An 18,230-nucleotide genomic window follows, 5' to 3' on the forward strand; every position below is an offset into this window, starting at 1 on the left:
CGGAGGCCGGCGGGAGCTCACGCCGTGGACTCGCGCACCACCAGCCGGCCCGGGTGCCGCACCGCGCCGGTGGCCGGTGTGCCGCCGAGCGCGGCCAGCAGGTGCCGCACGGCGGCCGTGCCCAGCTGAGGCAGATCCAGGTCGATCGTGGTCAGTGAGGGATGGCCGTCCTCGGCGAAGATCTCCCAGTTGTCGTAACCCACCACCGCGACGTCCTCGGGCACCCGCAGGCCCAGCTCCGGCAGGACCTGCGTGACACCGGCCGCGATCTGGTCGTTGCCGCAGAAGACCGCGTCGACGTCCTGGGTGTCCGCGACCAGCTCGCGCGCGGCCTGCCTGCCCCAGCGCTGCGACCACTCGCCGTAGCGCGGTTCGCCACCGGCCAGCGGCAGCCCGTGTTCGGCCAGCACCTGGCGGGCGGCGGCGGCACGCACCCGCGCGGCCTGATAGCCCTGCGGGCCGGTGATGTGCGCGATGCGCTTGCACCGCAAGGCGATCAGGTGCTCGATGGCCAGCCGGGCGCCGCCCGCGTCGTCGGAGATTAGGCAGAGGTCGGCCGGATCGGCGCTCTGGCAGTAGGCGTACACCACGGGCACCGGGATGTCGGCGGTCACCGAAGGGCGGATGTCGTTGCTGTGCCCCACGATGAGGAAACCGTCGACCTGCCGGGCCAGCAGCGTGCGGATGTGCTGCCTGCGGCGGACCGGATCGCCGCGGGCATCGCAGAGCAGCACCGACATCTCCTCGTTGGCCAGCGCGTTCTCCGCGGCCAGCAGGATCGGCATGGCGAACCGGCCGCCGAGGTCGTCGGTGAGCAGGCCGATGGCGCGAGTGGTGCCGGAGGTCAGGCTGCGGGCCACCGCGTTGGGCTGGAAGGACAACTCGGCCGCGGCGCGCAGCACACGTGCCCGGGTGGCCGCGGCCACCTCGTCCCGGTCGTTGATCGCCTTCGACGCGGTGGCGATCGAGACACCCGCCAGCCTGGCCACATCCGCCAGCGTCACCGCCTCCGACCGGCGCCTGCCCATCAAGATCCTTTCGACGCGGTATCGACTGCGTATTCGACGGCCACTGCCTCGAATGGTCCATTGTCGAAATCGTTTTCGGCGTCCATGGTGCGTGATGTGGCTATGCGAGGCAACACCTGCACCAGCGTCGGGCCGGTAGTCCCGTCCCGGGGAGCGCTCCGTCCACTTGGGATGGACGAGGTGCGCCTCACCGGTGGGTTCTGGGCGCAGCGCCAACAGGTCAACGGCGCGGTGACGCTGGAGCACGCGCTGGCCTGGATGGACAAGCTCGGCTGGGCCGGGAACTTCACCACCGTGGCCGCCGGCGCGGGTTCACCGCAGCGGCGCGGGCGGGAGTTCGCCGACTCCGAGGTCTACAAGATCGTCGAAGCCATGTCCTGGGAACACGGCCGCACCGCCGCGGCCGATCTGGACACCCGGATCGAGGCGCTGACCGGGATGATCGGCGCGGCGCAGTCCCCGGACGGCTACGCGCACACCGCCTTCGGCAGGCACGGGCAGCCGCCCCGGTACAGCGATCTCGCCTGGGGGCACGAGCTGTACTGCACCGGGCACCTGGTGCAGGCCGCGGTGGCGCGCACCCGCGCCGGCGGAGCCGGGCCGCTGCTGGAGATCGCGCGCCGCGCCGCCGACCACGTCTGCGCGACCTTCGGCCAGGGCGGCCTGCCCGGGGTGTGCGGACATCCGGAGATCGAGACCGCGCTGGTCGAACTGGCCAGGGTGACCGGGGAGCAGCGCTACCTCGACCAGGCCGCGCTGTTCGTGGCCCGGCGCGGCTTCCGCAGCCTGCCCGCGCACGAGTTCGGCTGGTCCTACTTCAGCGACGACGTGCCGGTGCGCGAGGCGAGCACGCTGCGCGGGCATGCGGTGCGCGCGCTGTACCTGGCCTGCGGCGCGGTGGACGTCGCGGTGGAGACCGGCGATGAGGACCTGCTGGGCGCGGTGGCCGCCCAGTTCGACCACGCCTGGGCCCGGCGCACCCACCTCACCGGCGGCATGGGCTCGCGGCACCAGGACGAGTCCTTCGGTGAGGACTTCGAGCTGCCCGCGGACCGGGCCTACGCGGAGACCTGCGCCGGGGTGGCCGCGATCATGCTGGCCTGGCGGCTGCTGCTGGCCACCGGCGAGGGCCGCTACGCCGAGGTCGTGGAACGCCTGCTGCACAACCTGGTCGCGGCGGCCATCGGCGACGACGGCCGGAGCTTCTTCTACACCAACACCTTGCACCAGCGCGCGGCCGCCAGGTCAGTGCCCGGTGACGGCGAGCGGCTGGGCGTCGGCGGGGGGTCGCGGGCGCCGTGGTTCGAGGTGTCCTGCTGCCTGCCCAACCTGGCGCGGCTGCTGGCCAGCCTGGCCTCCTACGTCGGCACCGCGGACCGGACCGGGCTGCGCCTGCACCAGTACACCGACTGCGAGATCTCCGCGCGGCTGGCCGACGGGCGCCAGGCCGGGCTGGAGGTGCGCACCGCCTACCCCGAGCGGGGAACCGTGACCGTGCGGGTGACGCGGACCAGCGGTGGTCCCTGGTCGCTCTCGTTGCGGGTGCCGGAATGGGCGAGCGGGGCGGTGCTCGTGGTGGGCGAAGAGCACCGCCAGGTCCAGCCGGGTGAGGTCGTGGTGCGCCGGGACTTCGCGGTGGGGGAGCAGCTCCGGCTGGAACTGCCGATGCGGCCCCGGTTCACCTGGCCGGATCCGCGCATCGACGCGGTGCGCGGCTGCGTCGCGGTCGAACGCGGCCCGCTCGTGCTCTGCGCCGAGTCGCTGGGCGAGCTCGATCTCGACGCGCTGCGGGTCGACACCGCGTCCACCCCGGTGGCCGCGGGCGACGGTGCGGTGGTGCGGGCCCGGTCCGACCGGCCGGCCGACCGGACCTGGCCCTACGGCGACCGCGCCGGGCGGGCCGGCCCGTCGGCCGCGCTGCGGCTGATTCCCTACCACCGCTGGGCCCGCCGGGGCCCGGCCACCATGCGGGTCTGGCTGCCCACGGCCTGATCCGCGCCACGTCTCAAAGGAGAGACCGTGAAAGCGATGCTGGCGGCGCTCGCGCTGGTGCTGGCCACCGCGGCCTGCGGTGCCGACGGGACGGACTCCGCGGGTGACGGGGTGACGCTCACCCTGTGGACCCGGGCGGGGACCGAGTCGGTGACCAAGGCCTACGCCGAGGCCTACAACGCCACCCACCGCGACCAGGTTCAGGTGACCGCCTACCCCAACGAGGAGTACCCGGCCAAGCTCGCCTCGGCCGGCGGCGCGCGGGCGTTGCCGGACCTGTTCGCCGCGGACGTGGTCTTCGCCGCGCAGTACAGCGCACAGGGCCTGTGGGCCGACCTCACCGACCTGTTCGCCGCCCTGCCGCACAAGGACTCGATCGCGCCCTCGCACGTGCGGGCGGGCACCTCTGAGGGCCGCAACTACGCCCTGCCGCACACGATCGACGTGTCGGTGCTGCTCTACAACAAGGATCTCTACGCCAAGGCGGGCCTGGACCCCGAGCGGCCACCGCGCACCCTGCGCGAGTTCGCCGAGCACGCGCAACGCATCGACCGGCTCGGCGGCGAGGTGCACGGCACCTACCTCGGCGGGAACTGCGGCGGCTGCGTGGAGTTCACGCTGTGGCCGTCGGTGTGGGCCGCCGACGGTGAGGTCCTGGACGCCGAGGGCCGCACCGCCAAGGTGGACTCACCCGAGATGGCCGAGGTGTTCGCCCTCTACCGCGAGCTCTACGAGCAGGGCGTGGCCGCGCCCGCGTCCAAGGAGGAGGCCGGACCGACCTGGCTCGGCGCCCTGCAGAGCGGCAAGGTCGGCATCGCACCGGGACCGTCGGTGTGGCTGGACCCGATCGAGAGCAAGGGCACCAAGCTCGGCGTGGCGCCCATCCCCGGCCTGGCAGGCGGCGAGTCCACCTTTGTCGGCGGCGACGCCATCGGCATCGGCGCGACCAGCCGGAAAGCCGAGCCAGCCTGGAAGTTCCTGGCCTGGACGATGTCGGAGCAGGCGCAGGTGGAGGTCATCGCCAAGAACAAGGGCGTGCCGGCCCGCACCGACCTCGCGAAGAACAAGTACGCCGTGGCGGATCCCCGGCTGGTGACCGTCAACGGCCTGGTGGCCAAGGGCAGGACGCCCTACGCCCGCAACTTCAACGCCTCCTTCAACGATCCGCAGAGCCCGTGGCTGCGCACCGTGCGCGGGGCGCTGTTCGGCGACGCCACGCGGTCGCTGGCCGAAGGGAACTCGGCCATCACCAAGTCGCTGCGGCAGGGTTGAGATGTCCCGGCTGGCCGGCGCCCTCTACGCCACGCCGACCGCGGTTCTGGTCGGGGTGTTCTTCCTGGTGCCACTGGGACTCCTGGGCTGGATGTCGCTGCACCGGTGGCCGTTGCTGGGCAAGCCGGCGATCAACGCGCCGGACAACTACACCGCGCTGGCCGCCGACGAGCTGCTCGGCACCGCGGCCTGGTTCACCCTGAAGTACACGGTGATCATCACGGTGCTGCTGTTCGCGGTGGCGTTCGGGCTCGCCCTGCTGGTGCAGCACCGCAGGCCGGGCGTGGGATTCTACCGGACGGCGTTCTTCCTGCCCACGGTGCTCGGCTTCGCCAGCGCATCGCTGCTGTTCCTCGGCCTGCTGAGCAACGAGATCGGCCCGCTGGCCCGGCTCGGCCTGGTGGCCGGGGACGTGTCCCTGACCAATGGCAGCCCCGGCTCCGCGCTGGGATCGGCGGTGCTGCTGGTGCTGTGGCGGTTCGCGGGCTTCAACATGCTCATCCTGCTCACCGGGCTGCAGGCCATCCCGGTGGAGGTCTACGAGGCCGCGCGCATCGACGGCGCGTCCGGCTGGCAGCTGTTCCGGCGGATCACCGTCCCGCTCATGCGCCCGACGATCGCGCTGGTGCTCACCATGATGACCACCGGTTCCCTGCTCGCCTTCGACCAGTTCTGGATCCTCACCAGGGGAGGCCCGGACAACAGCACCACCTCGCTGGTGATGGTGATCTACCGGGAGGCCTTCGTGCGGCTGGACCTCGGCTCGGCCGCCGGGATCTCGGTGGTGCTGCTGGCCGTGCTGCTGGTGGTGAGCGCGGTGCAGCTGCGCGTGCTGCGCAGGAGGTCCACATGAGACGGTCGAGCTGGGGCTTCCACCTCACGGGCGCGAGCCTGGCGATCCTGTTCCTGTTCCCGCTGGTGTGGAGCGGCTGGGCGTCGGTGCACACCGAGACCGGCTTCGGCACCGAGAACTACCAGCGGCTGTTCACCTCGGCCGGCGGGATCAGCCCTCGGCACATCCTCAACAGCGTGCTGGTGAGCGTGCTGACCGTGGGCGGCACGCTGCTGGTCTCCACGCTGGGCGGGTACGCCTTCGGCCGATTCCGCTTCCCCGGCCGCGACCTGCTGTTCCTGCTCACCCTGGCGATCCTCATGGTGCCCTACGCCACCATCCTGATCGCGCTGTACGTGCTGCTGGGCTGGTTCGGCCTGCAGGACTCGCTGATCGGGCTGAGCGTGGTGCTGGTGGTGTTCCAGCTGCCGTTCGCCACCTTCATGATGCGCAACAGCTTCGCCGCCGTCCCGGTCGAGCTGGAGGAGTCCGCGCGGGTGGACGGCTGCTCCAGCTTCGGCACGCTGGTGCGGATCATGCTGCCGATGGTCCGGCCTGGCCTGCTCACGGTGGGCCTGTTCGCCTTCCTGTCCTCGTGGAGCGAGTTCTTCGCGCCGCTGATCCTGCTCAACTCGACCGAGAAGTTCACCGCCACGCTCGCCGTGGTCAACATGCGCACCGCGAACCACGGCTCGATCGACTACGCCGCACTGGAAGCGGGCGTGGTGGTTATGGCGGTGCCCTGCCTGTTGCTCTTCGCCGTCCTGCAGCGCAGCTATGTCCGGGGGTTCGCCTCCGGCGCGGTGAAGGGCTGAGAACCGAAGGAGGAAAGATGATCCGGCTCTGGAAGGGTTATGTGGCCGCTGTCTTCGCGGCGGTGCTGGTGCTGACCGGGACGACCCCGGCCACGGCCGCGGACTCCTGGTCACCGCCTGCGCACCTGGTCACCCCGCTGAACCAGGTGTGGCAGCACCAGGAAAGCACTTACCCGAACCTCTACGGCTTCCGCAACTACGGCTGGGACCAGATCTTCGCCAACCGCGGCTACCTGAACTTCTGCGTGCGCTGGGACTCCCCGGCGCCGGTGACCGTGGCGCAGCGCGACGCCATCCACGCCCAGCTGGCCCGGCAGTACAAGAAGTGGATGGACGCCATGGCGGGCCACAACAACTGGCCGTACGCCAGCGTGCCGGTCAAGGTGGTGGGCTGGGCGGTGCGTGACCGCAACCAGCTGAAGTGGAACGACAACTCCGTCGACATCTACGTCAACGACATCCGCGAGGGCGCGCCGCAGTGCTCGGAGGGCTGCGGGCGCTTCTTCAACCGCAACGGCAGCTACCCGCGCTGCCCCGGCGGTGTGGCGCGGCACTACGACCAGTCGCTGTGGCTCACCGCCGGGATGGGCGGGGGAGCGGGTGGTGACTGGGGCCAGCGCATGGGCAGCGAGTACTTCATGAACTCCCTCAACGCCGCCGACGTGACGATCCTGCTGCACGAGATCGGCCACACCTTCGGCCTTGACGACTTCTACGACTGGACACCCAGCGGGGTCGGCGGCTTCATCATGAAGGCCGGCAGCTCCGCGGTGATCACCGAGTTCGACCGCTGGATGCTGCGCGACTGGTGGCGGCACCTGAAGAACCGCTACGGCTACTGACCCTCCCCGCGTTGCCTCCCCTGCACTGAAAGGTGATGCGCATGATTCCCCCTCCCTCCCGGCGTGCGGTGCTGCACGCGGGCGTCCTGGCCGCCGCGGCCGCGGCCCTGCCCGCACCGGCATCGGCCACTTCCGCACCGGCCACCCCGGCTCCGGCCGCGGCCCGTCCCGACATCGGTGTCTCGGCCGAGCTCTTCCCGCTCGGCGCGGTGTCCCTGCTGCCCGGCCCGTTCCAGGCCAGCACCGCCCGCACGCACGCCTACCTGAAGTTCCTCGACCCAGACCGGCTGCTGCACACCTTCCGGCTCAACGTCGGCCTGCCCAGCTCGGCCACCCCCTGCGGCGGCTGGGAGTCCCCGGCAACGGAACTGCGCGGCCACTCCACCGGCCACCTGCTCACCGCACTCGCCCAGGCCTATGCCAGCACCGGCGACGCCGCGTTCAAGGCCAAGGGCGAGTACCTGGTGGCGCAGCTGGCGATCTGCCAGGACCGGGCCAGGACGGCGGGCTACCACACCGGCTACCTGTCCGCGTTCCCGGAGAGCTTCATCGACCGGGTCGAGGCCAGGCAACAGGTCTGGGCCCCCTACTACACCCTGCACAAGATCATGGCCGGCCTGCTCGACATGCACGTGCTGGCGGGCAACGCGCAGGCGCTCACCGTGCTCACCCGGATGGCGGCCTGGGTCGGCTGGCGCAACGGCCGGCTCAGCCACCCGCAACGGCAGGCCATGCTGCGCACCGAGTTCGGTGGTATGAACGAGGTGCTGGCCAACCTGTACCAGCTCACCGGGACGCAGGCGCACCTGACCAGCGCCCAGTACTTCGACCACGCCGAGATCTTCGACCCGTTGGCGGCCAACCGCGACGCGCTCGACGGCTACCACGCCAACACCCAGATCCCCAAGGCGATCGGCGCGATCCGCGAGTACCACGCCACCGGGAACACGCGGTACCGCGACATCGGGAGCAACTTCTTCGACATCGTGGTCGGCGCGCACAGCTACGCCATCGGCGGCAACTCCAACGGCGAGTACTTCAAGGCGCCCGGCCGGATCGCCGCCGAACTCTCCGACAGCACCTGTGAGTCCTGCAACTCCTACAACATGCTCAAGCTCGCCACCCAGCTGTTCCGCACCAGGCCGGGCGAGGCGCGGTACTTCGACTTCTACGAGAAGGCGCTGTACAACCACCTGCTGGGCGCGCAGGATCCCGGTTCCAGCCACGGCCACCACAGCTACTTCACCCCGCTGCGGCCCGGCGGCATCCGCGGCTACAGCAACGACTACCACAACTTCACCTGCTGCCACGGCACCGGGATGGAGACCAACTCCAGGCACTCCGGGCAGATCTACGCCCACGCCGGCAACACGTTGTGGGTCAACCTGTTCATCGCCGCCACCCTGCGCTGGCCGGGACGTGGCATCACGGTGCGGCAGGACACCTCCTTCCCGGAGACGCCGGGCAGCAGGCTGACCATCACCGGCTCCGGGCCGATCGACCTGCGGGTGCGGGTGCCGGCCTGGGCGGCGGGCGCGCGGATCCTGGTCAACGGCGCACCGCACACCCCGGTCACCCCAGGTTCCTACGCGCGGATCAACCGCGCCTGGGCCAGTGGCGACGTGGTGGACATCAGCCTGCCGATGGCGCTGCACCGGGAGTCCACATTGGACAACCGCGCGGTGCAGGCGGTCAAGCACGGACCGATCGTGCTGGCCGGCGCCTACGGCAGCACGAACCTGACCTCGATGCCCGCGCTCCGGCCGGCCACGATCAGGCCCGCCCCGGGCCCGATGCGGTACACCGCGACGGCCAGCACCGGTCCGGTGACGCTGATGCCGTTCTACCAGCTGCACGGGCAGCGCTACACCGTCTACTGGCAGGTCACCGAAGGCACCACCGGTCGTTGAGGAGGACCCATGCGAGCCACCCGCCGAGCGCTGATCCTCGGCGCCGCGGTCACCGTCGCCGTCAGCACCGTGGCGACACCGGCCGCGCACGCCGCCAACCCGATCATCACCTCGATCTACACCGCCGACCCCGCACCGCTGGTCGTCGGCAACACCCTCTACATCTACGCCGGCCGGGATGAGGCCGCGCCCGGCCAGACCAACTTCCAGATGCGGGAGTGGCGCGTGCTGTCCTCCACGGACGCGGCCACCTGGACCGACCGAGGCGCACGCGCCAACATCGGCACCTTCCGCTGGGCCGGCGCGGACGCCTGGGCCAGCGAGGTGGAACCCCGCAACGGCAAGTACTACTGGTACACCTCGGTCAACGGCAACGGTCCCGGCTGGATGAACATCGGCGTCGCGGTCGGGGACAGCCCGCTGGGGCCGTTCACCGACGCCAAGGGCGGGCCGCTGGTCAGTGACAGCACCCCCAACTCCTCCGGGCTCAACATCGACCCGACCGTCTTCACCGACGACGACGGCCAGGCCTACCTCTACTGGGGCAGCTACTGGGCGCCCAGGGCGGCCAAGCTCAAACCGAACATGATCGAGCTCGACGGCCCGGTGATCACACCGCAGGGGCTGACGAACTTCTGGGAAGCGCCGTTCCTGTTCAAGCGCAACGGTCTCTACCACCTGGTCTACGCGGCCAACGACACCAACGGCTGCGTCAGCTCGACGAACTACGCCTGCCAGCGCTACGCCACCGCCACCAGCCCGATGGGACCGTGGACCCACCGCGGGGTGGTGCTCGGCCAGGTCTCCTCGACCACCAACCACGCGGGCGTGGTGCAGTTCAAGGGGCAGTGGTACATGGTCTACCACAACGCCGGCGCACCCGGTGGCGGCAACTTCCGGCGCTCGGTCGCGGTGGACCTGGTGCACTTCAACGCCGACGGCACCATGCGGCGGGTCCAGCAGACCACCACCGGCCCGCCGCCGAACCCGGCAGGCCCGCACCTCTCGCGGGAGGGATGATGCGCACCCGCCGCGCACTCGCCGCCGTGCTGCTCGCGGCGACGCTGACCGTGCCTGCCACCGCGCTGCCCGCGCACGCGGCGCAGGCTATCGGCTATCCGACCTTCTCCGGACCCGCGATCCCCGCACCACCGGTGGGATACAACACCGGCAGCACCATGCGGGCGATCTACGACGCGGAGAGCTCCGGCACCGACTTCTGGCTGGACCGCCTGCTCGCCCGCCCCGGCAACGACCCGGCGGGCACCCTGCTGATGACCCGCGGCCGCGGGCTGTTCATGTACACCCACGACCCCGCGGTCATCGGCTTCGGGGGCAAGGCCGCCTACTGGGACGACCTCAGCGGCCAGCACGCCTACTCGATCGGGGTGTCCCCTGGCACCTTCACCGAACAGGTGGACAGCAGGCTGCAGAAACCCAGTCACTACAAGGGCGTCTTCACCAGCGGCGCGATCCGGCTGGAGCTGACGAAGTTCATCACGCACAACAACGTGGCCGTGACCAACCTGGCCATCGTCAATACCGGCGGCGCGCCCGCCACCCTGCAGCTGCGCGCCACCTCGCCGTACGCGACCACGGTCGCCGGGGACGAGCTGACCGGCAGCAGGGCGGTGAAGAACAACCTGACCACCATCCAGCCACGCCTCTCCGGCGACGGGTTCGCGGCCGGCGCCGGCGGCCTGAGCAGGTCGGTGACCGTCGGCGCGGGCCAGACCGTGACCACCAAGGTCGTCATGGGGTTCCTCACCACCGAGATCCCGGACTCGCGCACCGAGTACCAGGCCTACCGGGGCCACTCGCCCGCGACGGCCTTCGCCACCCACGTGCGTGCGTACAACCGCTGGTGGGCCGACAACATCCCGTACATCGACGTGCCCGACGCGGCGATCAAGAAGAGCGTCTACTACCGCTGGTGGCTGATGCGGTTCAACCACCTCGACGTCGACATCCCCGGCCAGGACTACCAGTTCCCGGTCTCCATCGAGGGCGTCACGGGGTACAACAACGCGATCGCGCTGACCCAGCCGATGCACATCGACGACCTCAAGTACCTGCGCGACCCGGTCTACTCCTACGGTCCGTGGCTCTCGGCCGGGCAGACCTCGCGCGGCGGCCGGTTCATGGACAACCCCGGTGACCCGGAGAACTGGTCCAACTCCTACACCCAGTACATCTCCGAGGCGGCCTGGCGCAGCTACCAGCTGCACGGCGGGCAACCGGAGATCGCCGGGCTGTTGGCCCGCTACGCCGAGGGCGATGCCAAGGGACAGTTGTCCTTCTACGACACCAACAACAACGGCGTGATCGAGTACGACTGGGGCGCGCTCACCGGCAACGACGCCGACGCGGTGTCCTTCGACTGGCGGCCGGGCCGCCTCGACCGCGCCGAGACCGCGTACGTGTGGAGCGGAGCCGTTGCCGCCCAACGGGCCTACGCGCTCATCGGCAACACCGCCAAGGCCAACGAGATGCAGGCCCTCGCCGACCGCATCCGCACCGGTGTGCTGAACACGTTGTGGAACCCGGCCCGGCAGCTGCTCGAGCACAAGCACGTGCCCACCAACACCCACGTGCCGTGGAAGGAGATCAACAACTACTACCCGTTCGCCGTCGGCATGATGCCCAGCACCGAGCAGTACAAGCAGGCGCTGCGGTTGTTCGCCAGCCCGGCCGAGTACCCGGTGTTCCCGTTCTACACCGCCAACCAGAAGGACAAGGCCGAGGCCGCGGCCGCCGGGCACCCCGGCTCGAACAACTTCTCCACCATCAACTCCACCGTGCAGTTCCGGCTCTACGCCTCGGTGCTGCGCAACTACCCGAACCAGTGGATGACCGCCGAGGACTACAAGAAGCTGTTGCACTGGAACGCCTGGGCGCAGTACGTCGGCGGCAACACGCAATGGCCGGACGCGAACGAGTTCTGGGCCAACTGGAACGCGGGCGCCCAGCGGATCGACTACCGCTCCTGGATCCACCACAACATCCTCGGCAGCAGCAACTGGACCGTGGTGGAGGAGGTGGCCGGCCTGCGCCCGCGCACCGACGCCAAGGTCGAGCTGTGGCCGATCGGCATCGGCTGGTCGCACTTCGCGGTGAACAACCTGCGGTACCGCAACATGGACCTGAGCATCGTCTGGGACGACCCGGCCGACGGCATCACCCGCTACCCCGGGGTGCCGCAGGGATACTCGGTCTACCTCAACGGAACCCGCGCCTTCACCGTGGACCGGCTCACCCGCGCGGTGTACGACCCGGCGACCGGCTCGGTGACGCTGCCCGCGGGCGGAAACCTCACGCACAGCACGGCCGTGGCCGGTGTGCAGGCCGCACAGGAGGTGGTGCAGAACAGCGCGCGCATGGTCGACGTGTTCGCCAAGGCAGGCGTCGACCTGACCTCCGCGCGGCCCAACCTGGCCCAGGGCGCCACGGCCTCGGCCTCGCACACCGCCGCGGACACCTCGGCAGGCGCCGCGGTGGACGGATTCCCGATCAACGCGCCGATCTGGGGCAGCTCCGGCTCACCCAACGGCACGGACTGGTACCAGCTCGACTTCGGCCGCTCCCAGACGGTCCAGGAGGCGCGGCTGTACTTCCGGGACGACCGGGCGGGCAACCGGTACCGGGCACCCGCCTCGTACACCGTGCAGTACTGGAACGGCCAAGCCTGGGCCGATGTGTCCGGGCAGGCGAGGACACCGGAGACGCCGAGGGCCAACTACAACCGGGTGCGGTTCACCCCGGTCAGCACCGACCGCCTGCGGGTGCGGCTGACCCACGCGGGCGGCTTCCACACCGGTCTGACCGAGCTCAAGGTCTACGGCCTGCCTACACTCTCGACCACCGGCCGCTGACTTGCTGCGAGGTTGACGTGCTGCTGCTGGACTACCGGCTCGAGGAGTCGTACGAGTCGTACCAGCGGCACGTCAACCTCGCCACGGCGGACGAATGGGTGCTCGGGTCGGACTGCTTCCTCGGCGAGGCCGACTTCACCGTGGGCGGGCAGGACCTCCGGGTCGGACCGGCGCTCGTGCCGGTCCTCGCGGTGGCCAAGGGGCTCTACCTGGCGGTGGCCCAGGGGCATTCCTAATCCCGCGTTGCTCGGCAACAACATCGTCACCAGGCTGATGGACCGCATCCGTCGGGACGACACCGCCGGGCCGGAGCTGGTGCGGGTGCTGCCCGAGGACCCGGACGGCGTCGGTGACCGGGTGGCCGCCCTGCTCTGGTCGGGCGGTGGTCTGGTGGGCACGTCATTGACCCGGGTCGATGTGGAGCTGATGCCCGCTCCCGAGCCGGTGCTGGACGAGCGGCCCGACCTGACGGACTTCAGCCGCCCGCTCTTCCTCGCCGGCGGGCCTGCGGAGGCGGTACCGGGTCTGGTCCGCCGTGCCGTGCGCCTCGCGCTCACCCTGCACGGGCTGGCTGACCACCCGGCGGCGCGCCTGCTCGGCTGACCCGAACGGGTCCCGTCATCCGGGCCGACGGCTGATCGTGGTCGTTCCTTCCCGCTCGGCCCAGCGGTCAGCCCAGGCTTGGAAGGCGGGATAAGCGACGAGTAGTTCCCTGCCTTCCGCGGTGAGCCGGTATCCGTTGCCGTCCTGCTCGACGATCCAGGCGGCCCGCAACTCGGCGAGGCGCTGGTTGAGGACGGAGGAGGACATCCCGTCGCAGCGCGCTTGCAGGTCGCGGAAGCTCAGCGGGTCCTCCCGCAGCTCCCAGATGACGCGCAGCGCCCAGCGGCGGCCGAGCAGATCGAGCAGGGCCATGATCGGCTTGCCCGTTTCGGAACCGCGGACCGGCCGTCCCGGGCGAGGGATGTCGGACACCGGTTCCTCCTTGTGCTTCTGTTTCCGAAGCACTACGCTGCGCTTCGATTACCGAAGCAGGAGGGTAGCCCATGGCCACCATCTCGACCACTCCCCGCATCCCACCCCTCGAACCTCCCTACCAGCCGCACATCAAGGCGATGCTCGACAAGTGGATGCCGCCGAACACCGCGATCGAACCGCTGGCGCTGTTCCGCACGTTCGGCGTGCACGACGAGCTGTTCTCCCGGATGCTGCCGCTGGGCGCGGGCATCCTCGGCCACGGCCGGGTCGAGCCCCGGCTGCGTGAGGTGGTGATCCATCGGACCTGCGCGCTCTGCGGGGCCGAGTACGAATGGGGAGTCCACGCCGTCGTCTTCGGCAAGCCCCTTGGCATGACCGACGCGCAACTCTTCTCGACCGTGCACGGCAACGCCGATGATCCCGTGTGGTCGCAGCCCGAGGCGCTGGTCTTCCGCCTGGCCGACGAACTGCATGCCACCAGCGGGCTGTCCGACGAGCTGTTCACCGAGCTGACCGCGCATTTCACGCCTGACCAGATCCTCGAGCTCGTGATCACCGCGGGCTGGTACCGCACCATCTCCACCGTCATCAACGTCGCGGGCGTCGAACTCGAGCAGTGGGCCGCGCGCTTTCCCGCAGCGGACCAGCAGGTCGTTGTTTAGCTGGGATGACGGGGGAGAACTCTGCGCGGTATGGCGCTCTCGCTGAAGCGGTCGGTGACGACTCCGCTGCTGTTCCTGTTCATCCTGGGGGACATCCTCGGAGCCGGGGTCTACGTGCTGGTGGGCAAGGTGGCCGGGCAGTCCGGTGGTGCCGTGTGGGCGCCGCTGTTGCTCGCGTGGTGCCTGGCGATGCTGACCGCGGGGTCCTATGTGGAACTGGCCACGAAGTACCCGCGCGCCGGTGGCGCGGCGCACTACGCACAGCGCGCGTTCGGGCCGTTCGCCGCGTTCATGGTCGGCTTCTGCATGCTCGCCGCCGGGGTGGTGTCGGTGGCGGCGCTCGCGCTCGGGTTCGCCGGGGAGTACCTGAGCCAGTTCGTCACCTTGCCCACCGTGCTGGTGGCCGGGGTCTTCCTGGCCGCGCTGGGCCTGCTCAACGCCCGTGGCATCAAGGACTCCTTGCGCGCCAACATGGCCGCCACCGTGGTGGAGGTCGGCGGGCTGCTGCTCGTCATCGTGCTCGGGATCGTGGTGATCGCCAGGGGAGAGGCGGACCCGGGGCGGCTGGTCCAGTTCGGCACGGCCGAGCACGGGCCGCTGTCAGCGGTGCTGGCCGGAGCCGTGCTCGCCTACTACTCCTTCGTCGGCTTCGAGACCTCGGTCAACGTCGCGGAGGAGACCAAGGACCCGCGCCGGGCCTACCCGCGCGCCCTGTTCGGGGCGCTCGCCTTCGCCGGCGTGGTGTACGTGGCGGTCGGCTCGATCGCGGCCGCGGTGGTGCCGCCCGAGGTGCTGAGCACCTCCAGCGGCCCGCTGCTGGAGGTGGTCCGCCTGGCCGGTGGCGTGCCGACGTGGCTGTTCGGGCTCATCGCCCTGGCGGCGGTGGCCAACGGGGCGCTGCTGACCGGGATCATGTCCTCGCGGCTGGCTTACGGCATGGCCAGGGACGGCCTGCTGCCCGCGGTGCTGGCCCGGGTGCTGCCGCGGCGGCGGACGCCGTGGGTGGCCATCGTGGCGACCACGGTGACGTCGCTGGGACTCGCGCTCACCGGTGACGTGGCCTCGCTGGCCTCGACGCTGGTGCTGTTGCTGCTGGTGGTGTTCTTCGCGGTGAACATCGCCGTGCTGGTGCTCCGGCGCGACGAGGTCGAGCACGACCACTTCCGCATCGCCTCGGTGTTCCCGGTGCTGGGCGCGGTGTCCTGTGTGCTGCTGGCCGCCCAGGTCGAGGCCGGGGTGTGGCTGCGCGGCATGCTGGTCCTCGCCGTCGGCCTGGTCCTCGCGGCCGGTGTGGCGCTGCGGGCGCGCCGCCGGATCGGGTGACACCCCATCGGCCACCCGCCGTCATCCGGCAGGCGGCCGATGGGCGTGGAGCTCAGGAGCGGAAGAACACCCGCAGATCGCCGGCCAGGAGCTCGGGGCGCTCCATCGCCGCGAAGTGCCCGCCCTCGGGAAACTCCGACCAGTGCACGATGTTGGAGTTGTCCCGCTCGGCGAAGGTCCGGATCGTGGTGAAGTCGTCGGCGAAGACCGCGACCCCGGTGCGGGAGGGGTTGACCTCCGGCTCCCGCGCCGCTTTGGCCTCCTCGAAGTAGTAGCGGCCCGCGGTCGCCTGGGTGTTGGTGAACCAGTACAGCGACACCTGGGTCAGGATCTGCTCGGTGCTGACCAGGCTGGTGCCGTTGCCGAAGTTGTTGAACAGCTCGCTGTAGGCCAGCTGCCCGACCGGCGAGTCGGCGATGGCCGCCCCGATGGTCTGCGGGCGGGTGGCGTTCATCTGGTTGTAGCCGCCGACGGACTGGAACCACTGCAGGTGCTCCAGCGCCGCGTAGTCCTTGGGCTCCAGCTTCTCGAACTCCGCCGGGTCGCCAGAGGGGAAGGAGAACAGCTGCTGCACGTGCAGGCCGAGGAAGCCTTCCGGCTGCAGCAGGCCGAGCTCGCGGGAGATCATCGCGCCGCTGTCGCTGCCGTGCACGCCGTAGGAGTCGTAGCCCAGGCGCCGCATCAGCGCGTCGAAGGTCTCCGCGACCTTGCGCATGGTCCAGCCGCGGCCGGTCAGCGGCATGCTGAAACCGGTGCCGGGGATCGAGGGCACCACGACCGAGAAGGCGTCCGCCGCCTCGCCGCCGTGCGCGACCGGGTCGGTGAGCGGTCCGATCAGGTCGAGGAAGTCGGCGAAGGAGCCGGGGTAGGTGTGCAGCAGCAACAGCGGGGTCGCGCCGGCTTCCTTGGACGGCACGTGGATGAAGTGCACGGTCTGGCCGTCGATCTCGGTGAGGTGGTGCGGGAGCTCGTTCATCCGGGCTTCCTGCGCGCGCCAGTCGAACTTGGTCCGCCAGTGCTCGACGGTCTCCCGCAGGTAGCTGTTCGGGGTGCCGTACTCCCAGTCGTCGGTGGGCGCGGGCTGCGGCAGCCGGGTGCGGGCCAGGCGCTCGTTGAGGTCGTCCAGCTCGGCCTGGGCGATGTCGATGCGGAAGGGGCGGATCTCGGTGGCGTTCGTGGAGTTCGTCATGACGCAGACTCTAGGTACCTATTAGGCACGTTCGGTTCCTATAAGCTGAAGTTCATGTTGGACACCTCGTCGAGGCTGCTCGCCCTGCTCGCGCTGATGCAGTCCCGGCCGGAGTGGACGGGCGCCCAGCTGGCCGAACGGCTGGCGGTCAGCGGCCGCACGATCCGCAACGACATCGAGCGACTGCGCACGCTGGGCTACCCGGTCGAGGCCGAGCGCGGGCCCGCCGGGTTCTACCGGCTGGGCGCCGGGGCGAAGCTGCCGCCGCTGCTGCTCGACGACGAGGAGGCGGTGGCGGTCGCGATCGGCCTGCGGGCCGGCCGGGGCGTCACCGGCATCGAGGAGAGCGCCGCCCGCGCCTTGAGCAAACTCGAACAGGTGCTGCCGCACCGCCTGCGCAGGCAGGTGACCGCGCTGCACCAGGCGGTCTCCGAAGGCCCGGACAACACCGGCAGCAACGTGGCAGACCCGGTCGTGGACGCGGCCGTGCTGGCCACCGTCGCGGCCGCGGTCCGTGACTCCGAACTGCTCCGCTTCGACTACACCGCCCCGGTCCGCGAGGACGACACCCCGCGCCGCAACGACGCCTCGGCGCCCTTCGGCGACTGGCCGGTGCTGGTCGAGCCCTACCGCCTGGTGAGCTGGCAACGGCACTGGTACCTGGTGGCGCGCGGACCCGAGACCGGCGCCTGGCACACCTACCGGGCCGACTGGATCACCCTGCGGATGGCCACCGGCCGCCGCTTCACCCCGGTCGAGTTCCCCGGCGGCGACTACGCGAGCTTCGTGCTGCGCGATGTGGCCACCGCCGGGTGGCAGGTGCACGCCCGGATCACCGTGCGCGCCCCCGCCGAAGACGTGCTGGCCCGGATCAACCCGGCCGTCGGCGTGGTCGAGGCCGTGGACGAGTCCACCTCGGTGCTGGTCACCGGCGCGGACAGCCTGGAGATGATCGCGGTCTACATCGGCATGCTGGGCCTGGACTTCCACGTCACCGAACCACCCGAGCTGGTCGAGCACCTCCGCACCCTGGGCCGCCGCTACGCCCGCGCCGTGGAGTAGGCACGCGGACGTACGCTGTGGTCATGTCGGCAGGATCGCGCCGGGCGCGGGTGCAGGACGTGCACGAGCTGGCGTTGGGGATGCCCCACGTCACGGTGGTGCTGGGCACCGCTGACAACCCGGTCTACCAGGTCGGCCGGAAGTCGTTCGTGTTCTTCCGCAACCCCCGCCCCGATGCCGTCGATCCGGAAACCGGTGCCCGCTACCCGGACGTGATCGTGTTCTGGGTGCCCTCCGAACACGACAAGCAGGCTCTGGTCCAAGATCAAGGGTCGCCGTTCTTCACCACGCCGCACTTCAACGGTCACCCGTCGGTGCTGGTGCGGGCCAGCCGGATCGGCGAGCTCACCCTGCGGGAGCTGACCGAGGTCGTGCAGGACGCCTGGCTGTCCCGCGCCTCGCCGACCAGGGCCGCCGCCTGGCTCCGCGACCGCGCGGAACACTGAGCCGCTC

The 18,230-nt window shown here is 70.5% G+C and carries 17 protein-coding genes; 14 read left to right on the forward strand and 3 right to left on the reverse strand.

The genetic code is table 11. The annotated features are described in order from the left end of the window. Positions 1-17: 17 nt before the first annotated feature. The gene (locus tag ACWDY5_RS30935; RefSeq protein ID WP_449725669.1) at positions 18-1,028 is read right to left on the reverse strand and encodes a LacI family DNA-binding transcriptional regulator; all 1,011 of its coding nucleotides are present in this window, start codon (positions 1,026-1,028) and stop codon (positions 18-20) included. Positions 1,029-1,199: 171 nt separating this feature from the next. On the opposite strand from ACWDY5_RS30935, the gene ACWDY5_RS30940 reads away from it, so the two are divergent. From ACWDY5_RS30940 to ACWDY5_RS30985, 10 genes are read left to right on the forward strand one after another with little or no spacing between them, the layout of a single operon-like run. Continuing rightward, complete coding sequence (locus ACWDY5_RS30940) at positions 1,200-3,020, forward strand: glycoside hydrolase family 127 protein (RefSeq protein ID WP_449725670.1); 1,821 nt, start codon at positions 1,200-1,202, stop codon at positions 3,018-3,020. A gap of 36 nt (positions 3,021-3,056) precedes the next feature. Beyond that, positions 3,057-4,292 carry an ABC transporter substrate-binding protein gene (locus ACWDY5_RS30945; RefSeq protein WP_449725729.1) on the forward strand — a complete coding sequence of 412 codons (1,236 nt, stop codon included), beginning with the start codon at positions 3,057-3,059 and terminating at the stop codon, positions 4,290-4,292. A gap of 1 nt (position 4,293) precedes the next feature. Beyond that, complete coding sequence (locus ACWDY5_RS30950) at positions 4,294-5,145, forward strand: carbohydrate ABC transporter permease (protein WP_449725671.1); 852 nt, start codon at positions 4,294-4,296, stop codon at positions 5,143-5,145. Further along, positions 5,142-5,939: a carbohydrate ABC transporter permease gene (locus ACWDY5_RS30955; RefSeq protein ID WP_449725672.1), complete on the forward strand. Its 798-nt coding sequence runs from the start codon at positions 5,142-5,144 to the stop codon at positions 5,937-5,939. Before ACWDY5_RS30950 ends, ACWDY5_RS30955 begins: the two co-directional genes overlap by 4 nt. A 17-nt stretch (positions 5,940-5,956) precedes the next feature. Continuing rightward, complete coding sequence (locus ACWDY5_RS30960) at positions 5,957-6,781, forward strand: hypothetical protein (protein WP_449725673.1); 825 nt, start codon at positions 5,957-5,959, stop codon at positions 6,779-6,781. A 41-nt stretch (positions 6,782-6,822) separates the two neighbouring features. Next, positions 6,823-8,691 carry a beta-L-arabinofuranosidase domain-containing protein gene (locus ACWDY5_RS30965; protein WP_449725674.1) on the forward strand — a complete coding sequence of 623 codons (1,869 nt, stop codon included), beginning with the start codon at positions 6,823-6,825 and terminating at the stop codon, positions 8,689-8,691. Between the two features lie 9 nt (positions 8,692-8,700). Then, positions 8,701-9,711 carry a glycoside hydrolase family 43 protein gene (locus ACWDY5_RS30970; RefSeq protein ID WP_449725675.1) on the forward strand — a complete coding sequence of 337 codons (1,011 nt, stop codon included), beginning with the start codon at positions 8,701-8,703 and terminating at the stop codon, positions 9,709-9,711. Then, positions 9,711-12,563 (forward strand): discoidin domain-containing protein, encoded by a 2,853-nt coding sequence (locus ACWDY5_RS30975; RefSeq protein ID WP_449725676.1) that lies wholly within the window; start codon positions 9,711-9,713, stop codon positions 12,561-12,563. The genes ACWDY5_RS30970 and ACWDY5_RS30975 overlap by 1 nt, the downstream gene beginning before the upstream one ends. A 17-nt stretch (positions 12,564-12,580) precedes the next feature. After that, complete coding sequence (locus tag ACWDY5_RS30980; RefSeq protein WP_449725677.1) at positions 12,581-12,799, forward strand: hypothetical protein; 219 nt, start codon at positions 12,581-12,583, stop codon at positions 12,797-12,799. Positions 12,800-12,836: 37 nt separating this feature from the next. Further along, positions 12,837-13,166 (forward strand): hypothetical protein, encoded by a 330-nt coding sequence (locus ACWDY5_RS30985; RefSeq protein ID WP_449725678.1) that lies wholly within the window; start codon positions 12,837-12,839, stop codon positions 13,164-13,166. 15 nt (positions 13,167-13,181) lie between these two features. Here the strand turns inward: ACWDY5_RS30985 and ACWDY5_RS30990 are convergent, their stop codons facing one another. Then, entirely contained in the window at positions 13,182-13,538 is a 357-nt protein-coding gene (locus ACWDY5_RS30990) for a winged helix-turn-helix transcriptional regulator (protein WP_449725679.1), read from the reverse strand. Positions 13,539-13,609: 71 nt separating this feature from the next. Here ACWDY5_RS30990 and ACWDY5_RS30995 point away from each other — a divergent pair, with 71 nt between their 5' ends. Together ACWDY5_RS30995 and ACWDY5_RS31000 are read left to right on the forward strand one after the other, a co-directional pair. Next, entirely contained in the window at positions 13,610-14,203 is a 594-nt protein-coding gene (locus ACWDY5_RS30995) for a carboxymuconolactone decarboxylase family protein (protein ID WP_449725680.1), read from the forward strand. A gap of 30 nt (positions 14,204-14,233) precedes the next feature. Continuing rightward, complete coding sequence (locus ACWDY5_RS31000; RefSeq protein WP_449725681.1) at positions 14,234-15,526, forward strand: APC family permease; 1,293 nt, start codon at positions 14,234-14,236, stop codon at positions 15,524-15,526. 52 nt (positions 15,527-15,578) lie between these two features. Here the strand turns inward: ACWDY5_RS31000 and ACWDY5_RS31005 are convergent, their stop codons facing one another. Continuing rightward, positions 15,579-16,715: an epoxide hydrolase family protein gene (locus tag ACWDY5_RS31005; protein ID WP_449725682.1), complete on the reverse strand. Its 1,137-nt coding sequence runs from the start codon at positions 16,713-16,715 to the stop codon at positions 15,579-15,581. A gap of 54 nt (positions 16,716-16,769) precedes the next feature. Here ACWDY5_RS31005 and ACWDY5_RS31010 point away from each other — a divergent pair, with 54 nt between their 5' ends. Next, on the forward strand, positions 16,770-17,777 hold the full coding sequence (locus ACWDY5_RS31010; RefSeq protein WP_449725683.1) for a helix-turn-helix transcriptional regulator: 1,008 nt from the start codon (positions 16,770-16,772) through the stop codon (positions 17,775-17,777). Between the two features lie 23 nt (positions 17,778-17,800). Further along, entirely contained in the window at positions 17,801-18,223 is a 423-nt protein-coding gene (locus ACWDY5_RS31015) for an MmcQ/YjbR family DNA-binding protein (RefSeq protein WP_449725684.1), read from the forward strand. The last annotated feature ends 7 nt before the right edge of the window (positions 18,224-18,230 follow it).

It is taken from the genome of Crossiella sp. NPDC003009, assembly GCF_053591555.1.